Annotated in this window: 8 protein-coding genes and 1 rRNA gene; 1 reads left to right on the plus strand and 8 read right to left on the minus strand. The window is 35.5% G+C overall.

Going from position 1 to position 12,571, the window contains the following annotated elements:
- Together AB1278_RS21050 and AB1278_RS21055 are read right to left on the minus strand one after the other, a co-directional pair.
- Window positions 1-807 carry a hypothetical protein gene (locus AB1278_RS21050; protein WP_429816809.1) on the minus strand — a complete coding sequence of 269 codons (807 nt, stop codon included), beginning with the start codon at window positions 805-807 and terminating at the stop codon, window positions 1-3.
- A 1-nt stretch (window position 808) separates the two neighbouring features.
- The gene (locus AB1278_RS21055; RefSeq protein WP_429816812.1) at window positions 809-1,555 is read right to left on the minus strand and encodes a hypothetical protein; all 747 of its coding nucleotides are present in this window, start codon (window positions 1,553-1,555) and stop codon (window positions 809-811) included.
- Window positions 1,556-1,737: 182 nt separating this feature from the next.
- Between AB1278_RS21055 and AB1278_RS21060 the strand changes: the two genes are divergently transcribed.
- Entirely contained in the window at window positions 1,738-4,878 is a 3,141-nt protein-coding gene (locus tag AB1278_RS21060) for a UvrD-helicase domain-containing protein (protein WP_429816815.1), read from the plus strand.
- 434 nt (window positions 4,879-5,312) lie between these two features.
- On the opposite strand, the gene AB1278_RS21065 is transcribed toward AB1278_RS21060, so the two are convergent.
- From AB1278_RS21065 to rrf, 6 genes are all read right to left on the minus strand, one after another.
- A complete protein-coding gene (locus tag AB1278_RS21065; RefSeq protein WP_202840411.1) occupies window positions 5,313-5,822 on the minus strand; it encodes a ferritin in 510 nt (169 codons plus the stop codon).
- Window positions 5,823-5,949: 127 nt separating this feature from the next.
- Window positions 5,950-6,399 (minus strand): hypothetical protein, encoded by a 450-nt coding sequence (locus AB1278_RS21070; protein ID WP_202840409.1) that lies wholly within the window; start codon window positions 6,397-6,399, stop codon window positions 5,950-5,952.
- Between the two features lie 188 nt (window positions 6,400-6,587).
- Complete coding sequence (locus AB1278_RS21075) at window positions 6,588-7,586, minus strand: hypothetical protein (protein ID WP_429816818.1); 999 nt, start codon at window positions 7,584-7,586, stop codon at window positions 6,588-6,590.
- 139 nt (window positions 7,587-7,725) lie between these two features.
- The gene (locus tag AB1278_RS21080) at window positions 7,726-10,377 is read right to left on the minus strand and encodes a 4-alpha-glucanotransferase (protein WP_429816821.1); all 2,652 of its coding nucleotides are present in this window, start codon (window positions 10,375-10,377) and stop codon (window positions 7,726-7,728) included.
- 126 nt (window positions 10,378-10,503) lie between these two features.
- Window positions 10,504-11,670 (minus strand): T9SS type A sorting domain-containing protein, encoded by a 1,167-nt coding sequence (locus AB1278_RS21085; RefSeq protein ID WP_429816824.1) that lies wholly within the window; start codon window positions 11,668-11,670, stop codon window positions 10,504-10,506.
- Between the two features lie 764 nt (window positions 11,671-12,434).
- Window positions 12,435-12,542, minus strand: a 5S ribosomal RNA gene (rrf, locus tag AB1278_RS21090).
- Window positions 12,543-12,571: the final 29 nt, after the last annotated feature.

Consider the following 12,571-nt stretch of genomic DNA (forward strand, 5'->3'; position numbering starts at 1 on the left):
TTATTCTTTAATTCCTTCTAATTTGTTTGTCTTACTGTATTCCCCGAAGGCAATTTTAAGTTCATATTCAATGACAGCGATACTAAAATCTTTACGGTATCTTTTCGCCAATGAACGGGTTTTATCTGCATACAGAAGAAATGCATCAATTTGTTCTTCATCCATTCCGTACTTTTTAAGGAACCCCAGATTTACTTCATGCTTAACCCTCCTGAGGAAATCCCGGGTTTCATTGTAATTGGCTTTGGTGACCTTAGGCTGGGCCAATTTCTTTACAGCATTAAATACGCCAAACAAATTGACCTGCCCTGCATTGAAATCATGACCGGTAAAAGTTTTGGATGTAGTGTTATTGGGTACAGGCTGATTCAGCGGACTTCTCATATAATCGTCCATATCTGATTTTAAAGCCTGAAGTTTTCTGGATTCATTATAATGCTGATTATCTTTTGCCAGATTTCCGGTAGGTCTGTACTTAATCCTGACCTCAGGAATCTGAATTTCTATCTTCTTCAGAATTATGTTGAACGGAGCATCGATCTCTTCTTTGGTCAATTTTTTATCAACTCGGTAATATCCTTCTTTTACAAATCTGATCTCATCATTTTCTTTAGCTTCGATTTCAAATTTTCCGGACATATCACTTAATACACTTCTGTTCCCTGTGATATTAACAACGAGTACAGGAGCTAAATCAAGGTCATCGCCTGTTATTACCTTTCCTGATATTTTTTGCTGTCCCCACAATACTGAAGCGGTACAAAAAAGTACTAATAATAAAACTCTTCTGATATATTTTATATCCATATTATCTTTGAGTTTGCGGAGCACGATAAGATGAGATTCTTGTCAGGACAAAACGCTGAAACCTGTTCAGATCCGCATCACTGCAGAATCCGTATTTCAGGATTTTTTTCCTTTCAAAACCGCCTGCAAAAACATAATAGATAAAATGTTCTATCAGAGGTTTCTCAATTTTAAGATTGGTAAAATAATCATCACCAAGGCTTACTCTGATGTAATTCATTAAATCTACATCATCCCATTTATCTTTCACTTTCCCAATAGAAAATCCCTGGCCTTTCGGCTGTACAAATTCCCCGGGTTTTGCGGCCAGTATTCTGGGATCTGATTTCTGAGCAATATACCGATCCATTTCTTTGAGCAGTTTTTCAACCTTTTGAGGTTTATTATAAAGTTTTGAATCAATTTTAAGGTTTCCGGTTAGCCCCTGTTTCACTTCCACTTCAGGAATCTGAATAGTCTGGCGAACCATACTTATATTCATCGGAGATTGTGTGTTTTCCTGGGAAACTATTTTGGTGATACGTTCATAACCAGCCTTTATAAAACGAAGCTCATCTCCCTGCCTCCCCGAAATCATAAAATGACCATCCCTGTTGGAAACTACAATCTCATCAGTTCTGATATTGACAACATTCACATCCTGCATTTCAATACCGTTTTCGGAAATAATTTTACCAAATATATAACTTTGGGCATGGGTATGGATAAAAAAAATAAAGGATAAGAAAAAGAATAGTTTAAGTTTCACGGGCTATTTTTTATAAAGCAAAGCTAAAATTATTTTTAATGTATCCCATAAGTTTAACCACAGTTAACGCGTTTTAATATTTCTTTTTGATTTTTGCCTTGTAAACTGTTAAATAGCGTAATTAAATTGTTAAAGTTTCTTTTAAATTTTAGCTAACTTGCAGTCTCAATTCTCTTTTAACAATGCAAAATTCTTACACAGTCATCAATGCTTCTGCCGGATCCGGGAAAACCTATGCCCTGGTACAAAGGCTTCTGATGATCTGTCTCCGTTATCCTAATCAACAGCAGTCGATCAGGAATATTCTCGCGCTTACTTTCACCAATAAAGCAGCGAATGAGATGAAGGAAAGAATTTTATCGTGGCTGGGAAATTTTTCAGCTAAAGATTATGCAGAGAATACGGATCTGAAAAACATCCAGAAAGCATTTGAAGAACAGGGTCTGCAAATTACCATTGATGACCTTCATCAGCGTTCAAAAAAAATGCTGGACTATGTTCTCCACAATTATTCCACACTGAATATCGGAACGATTGACCGTTTTAACTCAAGGCTGGTAAGAAGTTTTTCCTATGAATTGGGACTGGCTAAAAATTTTAACCTTGAAATTGAAGCTGAACCGTTTCTGATAGAAGCCGTTGATAAGATGCTGGATCAGATTGGTGAGAATGAGACTATTTCCAATTCTTTCATGGATTATGTAGACTACAGCCTTGAAAACAATGAAAGGATCAATCTTAATAAAAATCTTTATGATTCGGCTAAGGAATTTGTAAAGGATATTCACTACGAGCATCTGAAAAGCAATAAAAGCTTTGACGATGCCAGTTATGAGAATATCAAGAATACGCTTCGTAAAGAGATTGTTCTCAATAAAAAACAGTCCGCAGCGCTGGCTGCGAGCTCTATTGAATTATTCAGATCAAGAAATATTGATATTGAAGATTTTGCTCAGGGTAAAAATGGAATCGGAGGATTCTTTACAAAGGTTATTGATTTTTATCAACAGAAAAGAGCTGGTTTTCCTTTCCCTACTACGCAGGAAGAATCTGTTATCAATAATTATAGAAAGGGAGCGTCTTCAAAATCGAAACATAAAGAATCTGAAATTTTCGAAATCCTGGATCAGCTTCTCGACAACCGAATGAAACTTATCATTCTGTATATTGAAACTCAAAAGAAAGAGAAAGTTTTGTCTGCTCTTCTTCCTTTAAAGGTAAACAAAGATATTCAGGATGAGCTTCAGAAAATTGAAGAAGAAAATGATCTTGTTCTTCTTTCTAAATTTAATATTCTGATCAATGAAAATCTTAGAAATGAACCTTCTGCTTTTATTTATGAAAAAGTAGGTTCACAGTTTCAGCATTATTTCTTTGATGAGTTTCAGGATACGTCAGAACTACAGTGGCAGAATTTTGTTCCGCTGAGAGATCACAGTGTTTCTACAGAATACACGTCATTTACATTGGTGGGCGATCCCAAGCAAAGTATTTACAGGTTTCGTGGTGGGGAAAGCAAACTAATGCTGGATATCATCAACAAAAAAGAATTTTCACCTAAAGAAGCTGATCTTCTGGTATTAAAGGATAACTGGAGAAGTGCCAGAAACATTGTACAATTCAACAATGAACTGTACCGTTTTCATTCTGAAGGATTGCTGGAAGAACATCAGAATATTTTCGGGGCAGATGCTGAGCAAAATCCAAAATCCCAAATGGATGGACGCGTAAAGGTAAATCTGATCGAAAATCTTACGAATGAAGAATTTTACAATGATACTTCAGAAAGGATGCGGAAAGATATCCAGGAATGTCTGGATAATGGTTTCAAGTTTTCTGACATCACCATCCTTTGCCGTGGAAATTTTGATATTTTCAGTTATTCTCAGAAACTGGGAGCTTTAAAAGTCAGCTACAAAGGAGAAGAAACCAATATTAAAACAATTTCTGATAAAGGCCTTACACTGGAACTTTCCAATACGTTAAAAGCTGTTATTGAATTTCTTCGCTGGGAGCTCAATCCTAAGAATAAACATTGTCTGATCATGATGATGTACCATCTGAATATGTTGGGAAAAATTCATATGCCGGATTTCACATTGGGTATGAAAGAGATTCTGGATATTGAAGGGCATGAAGAAATTCTGCAGTTTATCCAGCAAAAATATTCGCTGCAGCTTAAACAGGACAACTTTCCGAGATTCAATCTTTATAATTTTATCGAATATTATATCAACGAATTTTCTGTTGAAAACAAGGAGACTGACTTTTTACTGAATTTCCTGGAAATGCTTTTCAACTTTACGCAGAACGCAGGTGCCAGCACCAAAGAGTTTCTGAAATACTGGGATGAAGAAGCTTCTTCATACACCATTCAGGCTTCGGAAAATATCGACGCTGTCCAGATTATGACAATCCACAAGTCTAAAGGACTGGAGTTCCCGATTGTTTTTATCCCAATGATAAACAAAAACCGGGACAGTGAATTTACCAACTGGTTTGACACAAACGAGAATGAAGCTTTAAAATCGGTCAACATCAATCAGTTTAGTAAAAACCTGGAAGCTTATGATGATGAAATTCTGTTTTTCAACACAAAGAATTCTTATAAAAACCTGATCGACAGATTATGTCTGCAATACGTGGCTACCACCAGACCTGTTGAACAGCTGTTTTTCTATCTGCAAAAGGCAAATAAGACCTCTAATAATCTTGAGCTTCTGGAATTCCTTCAGACAAAAAATCCTGAACAGGCTGACGAGTTTGATGTTTACCCGGTGAATCCTGAAATGCTGAAGAAATATTCTAAAGATAAAAGCTCTTCTTTTAAAACCCAGAATATCCAGAACCTGAAGAATGTTAATGAAAAAAGTACATCCATCAAAATAGCTACGCCGTCTAAAAATTATCAGGTACGAAATGAAAAGGTAAGAATCGGGCTTTTTGTGCATGAACTTTTATCGAAGATCAATACGGAAAAGGATATAGCGAAGGTATTGGATGGTTATGCTTTGGAAGGACAGATTACACTGGAGGAAAAAAATGAAATTCAGATTACATTACAGGAAATTGTCAGAACGTATGCAGAATTTTTTGATGAAAAATGGGAAGTAATCAACGAAAAAGATATCATGATCTCTGAAAGAGGAGAAAGCCATATTTTCAGGCCAGACCGTATTTTAAAGGGTAAAGAAGGTTATATAATTGTAGATTTCAAAACCGGTGAACCCAAAGCGAAAGATGAAGCGCAGGTAGAAGGATATAAAAACATTCTTGAACGTCTGGGCAAAAAAGTACTCAAAACTCAGATCATTTATCTGTAATCTGAAGATTTACAAAACATTACTGTAACAATTTTTCACAAAAATTGTTCAAATATAAAAAGGTTTTAGTATTTTTATTCTAAGACGAATACAATCATACAGTCTTTGATTATATTTTGTTTTACAACTAACCAACCATGAGAATATACTTGAACTCCTTTTTTATAAGCTTGATTATCATGTTATTTACGACAGTGGTCACTTACAATATTGTTGATTGCTTAGACCCGCCCGTTACCCCGGATGACCACCATTTTGGGCCCGCTGAAAATATTGCCAACTCTTTATTTCTAAGTTTTGTATTGGGAGCGGTGGTTTTTATTTCTGCTGTGAGAATCCAAAGGCGGCCGTATAGGAAATAATTCTTTTATCATAACAAAAAAAACCGCTATTCTTAAAGGATAACGGGTTTATATTTTGAAAAATTTTCAATCTTAAGCAGTTGTATCAGGAGTAAATACTCTCTGTGACAATTCCTGATCAAAAAGGTATAATGCAGATGGATTATCGCATACCATTTTGATTTTTGTTACGTATTGAGAAGCACTAGCTTCTTCTTCCACCTGTTCGTTGATAAACCACTGCAGGAATGATGTTGTTGCGAAATCTCCCTCTTCGTTTGCATTTTTTACAATATTGAAAATACTTTTAGTTACGACTTTCTCATGCGCTAATGCTTTCTCAAAAATATCTGTGGCGTTTTCGAACTCATGTGGAGGTTTTGGAATTTCTCCAATGATAATTTCTCCTCCTACATCATTCAAATAATCAAACATTTTATCTGCATGCATCAATTCTTCTTTGCTCTGTACTCTGAAATAGTTGGCAATTCCATCAAGATCTTTTCCTGAAAACCATGCAGACATTGAAAGATAATATTGAGCGGCGTATTGTTCGTGGGCAATTTGTTCGTTAATTAATTTTGCAATTTTTTCGCTAACCATACGTATTAAATTTATAGTCAAAAATAGGGAATAAAAGCCCGAAATCAAAAGTTTTAAAGAAAATTAATACAAAAAGGATGGAAAAACATCCACCCTTAAAACATTAAAAAACTAAAATTACAAACTGTTATTTTACTTCAGCAGTTCCTGTATTCATCGGCTTTTTCATCATTCTTCTTTCTTTCATAGCCATCTTCATTTTCTCTGCTTTAGCTTTTCTGTCAGCCTGCCATTTATCATATTGATCAGGAGTAAGGATTTTTTTCATATCAGCATCCATTTGTGCTCTTTTGGCGTGCATTTCCTGCATTTTAGTTTGTCTGTCTGCCTTATGCTTGTCAAACTCTGCCTTCATTTCCTCTTTTCTTTTATCCTGAAGTACCTTTATCTGAGCTACCTGAGAAGCATTAAGATTAAGGTCTTTTTGCATCTGGTCTAAATGTTCCTGTTGTTTTTGCTCCATTCTCTGCTTCATTTCAGCAGCTCTTGCCTGTTTGCCCTGCGGGGTTGTAGTTTGTTGTGCCATTGCAAAACTTCCCATTCCGATAAATGCTATTGCTAAAACTAATTTTTTCATCTTTTTAAAATTTAATTAATTGTTATTTTGTTATTATACCTTTTTGATAATGAATTAAAACACAAGTTAAATTAACAAATTCATAAATAATGTTAAATTTTAACAAAAACAAATTAAAAAAAACAACAAAAAAAAGGACAGATTATAAAAACCTGCCCTTCACACCACTTAAATATAATATATGAAAATTAATTCTTTACTAAACTGCCTCTAAAACCACCACCGTTATTACCTCGGTTTTCTTGTCTAGGTGCAGAACTTTCAGATCTTTGTCTGAAGCCTCCTCCATTGTTTCCTCTGAATCCGCTATTGTTTTCTCTTTTAGGAGCTTCTCTTCTTACTTCACTATTCCCTCTAAATCCGCCACCATTATTATTTCTGAAGCCTCCGTTATCATTATTTCCTCTGTTTCCTCCATTATCAGAATTTCCCCGGAAGCCGCCTCCGTTACTGTTTCTGAAACCACCGTTATTATCATTTCTGAAACCGGAATTATTGTTATTTCCGTTATTACCTCGGAAGCCTCCTGAATTTCCATTGTTTCCCGTGTTTCTGAAACCGTTATCCGGTCTGCTGCCTCTTCTGATAATATCAAAAGTAGGATTATCCATTCTACGGAATCTTGATCGGTCTACCCTGTAAACGTTGATATTAATATTTCTATATCTAGGCATTACCGTATATCTCGGTACGTAATATGTTCTTCTGTAATTCTGGAAATATACGATTGGGCTGGAACCTCTGTAATAGTTATTCTGGAAAACCACAAATACTCTTGGTCCTAAAATTCTTTCCAATGCATAAAACCTGTCATAATACCATCTGTCCGGATTATATCTGTAGAAATTATTCCATGCTGTGAAACTTACAAACAGATTATTCAATCTCATAATCTGGTCTACCTGCCATCTGCTTAATCTGTTCTGTACGAAAAATCCGTTCCAGTCGATATTGATAATACTTCCTCTGTAGTCGTTATAATAGCTTTGGTAATAATTACTTGGATAATAATCCTGAGGATAATTGTAATAATAATCATCAGGGAAATAATTTCTATCATCTTGGTCACTGTAATAACCTCCATCATTCTGATAATAACCGTCATCATCCCAACCATTATTCGGATATTGCTGAGCAGACGTCAAAACGCCCAACCCAAAAGCTAATCCCAAAAATATTTTTTTCATCTCTATAGTCGTTAATTGGTTAATATATAGCAGAATATCTTAATTCTATCTTTTTGATACAAATAAAAAAAAGAAGTTAAATCATAAGATTAAACTTCTTTTAAAATATTTTTAACTATCTGATAATCAGGTGTAAAATTTACGCCCTTCCACTATCTTTTACCCAATGTGCAATTTTTTTGTTGAAAGAGGTTTTCTCTTTCAGATCTTCAAGTTTTATATGCATTCTGTAGCGCCAATAATGTGGAAAAACTGCCGGATTGTTGATTCTTTCGTTGTCCATTTTCTTATTGGTAAGCTCAGCATCTGTTGCCAGAAACTCCTGCATCGGGAAAATAGCAAGCATAGCCTCATTATACAGATGCTGCTTCATAATGATTTCAGCTAGGTGAGGATTGAGATCTTCAGGTGCCTTTCCGTATTGTATCAGCTGTTGATTGTAATATTTCTGTGTCAATACAGGATCTTCTTTCCACCATTGTCTCAATGTTGAACTGTCATGGGAAGAAGCTGTCACTACATTCATATAGTTTGCATTCTTAGGATTATAGAAAGGAATATTTTCAGACGGCATTCTTTGTACTTTCAATGCTATAATGGCCAATTCGTCCATTACAACAGGTACGCAGGCAGGAACCATTCCCAGGTCTTCACCGCAGATCAGCATTTTGGTAGCATTCAGGATAACAGGAAGTTTCTCCATGGCCTTTTCAAACCACAAGCGGTCCTGTCTTCTGAAGAAGTAGTCGTGGTAAAGGTCATATATACTTTTCTGTTCCGATTCGGGAAGGTATTGATAAGACTCCGTATTGTAAACATTAAATCTGGGATGGTAAACCGTCTTCCCATTTCTTTCTTCCGGTAAAAACAAAACATTGGCAGAAAGGGAAATCAATTTCTCTTCAATAGGTCCGTATGATTTTTTCTTAAAGAAGTCAACGAGTTTTCTCTGGGTATTAAATTCTTCTTTAAAAGCATAGGTACCATCTTCATTACGGTTCATCAACTCAATAGCTTTTGCGCTTTCTTCTCCAAAATAATCCCATAAGATCTTATTGTTGATAAAAGGCTTACAATACCTGTCAAAATTAAACGGAATCTGCCAGGCCTTGAATTCATCCAAAACAATAGGAACAGCCGGGTAAAAGTATCCTAAAATTCCTTGTACAGCAGAAACCGGCATCCTCCATATTCTGAAGAATCCCAAAATATGATCGATTCTCATGGCATCAAAATACTGTTCCAGTGCTTTGAACCTGTTTTTCCACCATTTATAATCGTCTGCTTTCATAGCTTCCCAATTATAAGTCGGGAACTCCCAGTTCTGTCCCAACTCAGTAAACTGGTCAGGTGGTGCACCAGCCTGAAAATCCATTCCGAATAATTCCGGTTCTGTCCAGGCTTCTACAGAATATCTGTAAATACCAATGGGAAGATCTCCCTTCAACGAAACTCCCAGGTTATGGGTATAATCAACAGCATCTTTCAGCTGTACATGTAACTGATACTGTACCCAGGCATGAAGCATTGAGATATCATAGTCTTTATTCTTCGTTGTAAAGAACTGTGAAATCTTTCCTGCAATATATTTTTTGTGAGTTTTCCACTCGTTGAAATTAGGTGTTTTATATTTGTCTCTCAAAACACAGAATGCAGAATAAGGAACAAGCCAGTATTCATTATCCTTGATGAATTTCTTGAAATTTCTGTCCTTGTAAATTTTGTCTTTTTCTTTGTTGAAAACGGCTGTAAGATATTTCCATTTGCCTTCAATCATCTTTTCATAATCGATCAGATCCAAAGAGTTTAATTTCTCTTTTTCAGACAGATACTCATCAACTAGTTCTTTCGGTAAAGAATAATCAAGGTTTTCTAAAGAGATATACTGCGGATGCAGCGCATAAACAGATACTGCTGCATATGGATAAGAATCTGTCCATGAATAATTGGCTGTTGTATCATTGATCGGAAGAATCTGAATAATTCCAAGACCGGTTTCTTTCGTCCAGTCTGCCAGTTTTTTAATGTCTGTAAATTCCCCTACTCCGAATCCATCCTCACTTCTCAATGAGAATACAGGAATTGCGACACCGGCATCATGATACATCTGATATCCCTTAAACCTAAAATAATGATTGGAAACTACCTGCAGCACATCACTCAGCGGATTGGCAACTGTAAATCGGTTTTCTCCCGTTTCTACATCTATAACCCTGTTTTCTTTCGTATCATAAATACAATATTTAAACTGGATAAATTCATTCTCCGGAATTTCAACAGAAGTTTCCCACATTCCAAAATCTGTCTGATTAAGATGAACAACTTTGTCATAGCTCCAGTTTCCCAGTGATGCTGTACTTCCGAAAAGAACAATCCTCCAATCCGGATTATAAATAGGAGCTTCTATTCTAAAGAGATGGGTATGCTTTTTTAAAACCGTAACTTTTTCGGGAATAAAATCGTGCAGTTTATTGTAAAGGATTTTATTATTTAAATAATTCTCAGGAAAGTTTTTGTTATTCCATTCATCAAAAATGATAAACTCCTTATAATTATGTGGAAAACTCAAATGATGCCCCACAAATTCTTCTCTTAATACATTTCCCTTTTCATTCACTACCCGGTAATGATAAGAAATGAGCTTTGAAAAATAATCTACTTCGCATTTCCATAAACCATTCTCCGCATAAAACATAGTATGGACATGTACGGTATTCTCGTCTTCACCAAATACCAGCTGCAAATTTTCTCCAGCATTTACAATATATCCTACATTAAAGTATAGTTTCATCTATATTTTTTTATAAAAGTACATTTTAATATCGAAAAATAAAACTTATTGGATATCAAATAATCATTAAAAAACCTTCTCAAAATAATTTGAAAAGGTCTTTATAGGCTAATTTATAGCACTCTATTATCTTGTAACTAAAATCTTTTTATTGAATATAACTTTTCCTGATTCATCAGCAATATTTACAATATACGCTCCGGTTACCAATCCTTTAAGGTATACTTTTTCGTCCATTGAGCCATTTTTCACCGATAAACTCTGAGTCATTACATTTTTACCTGCCATATCAAAAATGTTCAGTTTAACGGCACCTTTTAAATTATTATTAACATGAACGTTGATATAGTGTTCATCAACTCTTGTCGGATAAATATCAAGATTAGCAGCCAGAGTATTTACTGGTGAAGATTTATCATTAGCAAAATATTTACTTGCCAAATCGTAGATATGAAGTCCCTGTTCTCCCGGAAGCTGTTTAGCCTGCAAAGTTGTCAGATCTACCTCGTATAAAGCACCTCCCTTTGCACTTGCTATTACCACTTTCCCCTGAGCATTTACAGCAGAACCATTTACGGAATAATTATCAGGAATGCCAGCAATTTTACCTATAAATTGCGCTTTTAAATCTTTAGTCAGAATTTTGAAAACATTTCCTGAAGCAGCAAAAATATAGAAGTTATTATCTGCGTCAGCAATCATATCACCGCCAAAACCAGTTTCCATAGCCGTAAAAGAATTTCTTCCGTTAGAAGGGTCATCTTTAATAATTCCAAGATCAGTCACAGTGTATTCTCCTGCTTTTTTGCTGATTTCCAAAAACTGTGTCCCCGCATTATTGACAGCATAGATGTTACCGTTATATCCGGTTGCCATTCTGGTAATATGAGAATTAATATCACATGATGATACTCTTGCCACCTTATTTTCCACTAATGTGATTTCCTTTGTCTTCGGATTCAAAACATAGATATTCGAAGAAAACATAGGCATGTATACCAGATTATTGTTCGAAGAATCATAGCCAAGAGCTGCTAATGTTACAGATTGAGAATGATGATAAGAATTCCTGTCCTCTGCTACAATGCCTTTTTTCGTTTGTGAAAACACTTTTGCTGAAGAATCACTAGTAAAAAATTTCTCTCCTGAAGTTCCATTAGTTGCATCAATTGCCCGGAAATCATTGAAAGTAATACTCTGAGTATCTTTTCCTGTAATCGCAAAGAAATCCTGTTGCGCTTGTGCATTTACGCCTAACAACAGTAAAAATAGAGGGAATAAATGTTTTTTCATAGTATATATTTTTAGATTCGTAACTGTTTTTACCTTACTAAGTTACACAATTTTAAATTACAAAAACAAAAATCTCTGGTAATTGAATAAAGTTGGTCACAAGTTAAAAACTATAACTATACTAAAGACGTTTGGCAACTCATTTATTTCTGTTGATCAGCATATACAGATATCAAAAATTTCAGGAGCTGTTTCCCGCTATCCATTCATACTCCTCGCGCCATCGCTGTCACCCTGAGCGAAGCCGAAGGGTCTTCCCACACTTTAACCCATTCACCCTCCAACCCAAGCTGCGGGGTAACCATTCCTATCGGGGCTAGGATGGTGAATGAATCATCAATGATAAATTATAAAATGATGTAACGAAGTCCGGGATACCGATTCCATGGTTACCTTTCAATGGAGTTATTGGTTGCAATGGCGTCTTTCTTTTTATTTGGTCTGCTTCTTTCCTACTGTGTCATTCCGCAGGAATCCAGCCTCCTTTATTAGAGTCTTTATGATTTTTTTAACTCAGACGGTTTGATACTGTAAAATTGTTTGATGATACTTTGTTGAGACTCCTACGGAGTGACAATTGGAGTGTATGCTGTCCAGCATAAGTGATCAATGATAGGTGATAAGTGATAGTTGATCAATGATAGTTGATTGATGTATCGTTTATCAATTATTATTCATTGCTTATTGCTTATAAGCTTAGCTTGGGTATAAAACAAAAAAATCCTTTATCACAATGATAAAGGATTTTTTAAAAATAAAATAAAAACTGGCGGCGGCCTACTCTCCCGCGTTAGCAGTACCATCGGCGCTGGTGGGCTTAACTTCTGTGTTCGGAATGGGAACAGGTGAGCCCCACCGCTAAAACCACCCTAAAGAAGGTATATAGCTTTAAGCATTAGGC

Source organism: Chryseobacterium sp. NRRL B-14798, from assembly GCF_050470705.1.
Taxonomy (GTDB): domain Bacteria; phylum Bacteroidota; class Bacteroidia; order Flavobacteriales; family Weeksellaceae; genus Chryseobacterium; species Chryseobacterium cupriresistens.

Bases quoted from the DNA above. Each gene is read 5' to 3' on its own strand.
- AB1278_RS21050 (WP_429816809.1), bottom strand. From the start codon at position 807: ATGGATATAAAATATATCAGAAGAGTTTTATTATTAGTACTTTTTTGT.
- AB1278_RS21060 (WP_429816815.1), top strand. From the start codon at position 1,738: ATGCAAAATTCTTACACAGTCATCAATGCTTCTGCCGGATCCGGGAAA.
- AB1278_RS21065 (WP_202840411.1), bottom strand. From the start codon at position 5,822: ATGGTTAGCGAAAAAATTGCAAAATTAATTAACGAACAAATTGCCCAC.
- AB1278_RS21070 (WP_202840409.1), bottom strand. From the start codon at position 6,399: ATGAAAAAATTAGTTTTAGCAATAGCATTTATCGGAATGGGAAGTTTT.
- AB1278_RS21075 (WP_429816818.1), bottom strand. From the start codon at position 7,586: ATGAAAAAAATATTTTTGGGATTAGCTTTTGGGTTGGGCGTTTTGACG.
- AB1278_RS21080 (WP_429816821.1), bottom strand. From the start codon at position 10,377: ATGAAACTATACTTTAATGTAGGATATATTGTAAATGCTGGAGAAAAT.
- AB1278_RS21085 (WP_429816824.1), bottom strand. From the start codon at position 11,670: ATGAAAAAACATTTATTCCCTCTATTTTTACTGTTGTTAGGCGTAAAT.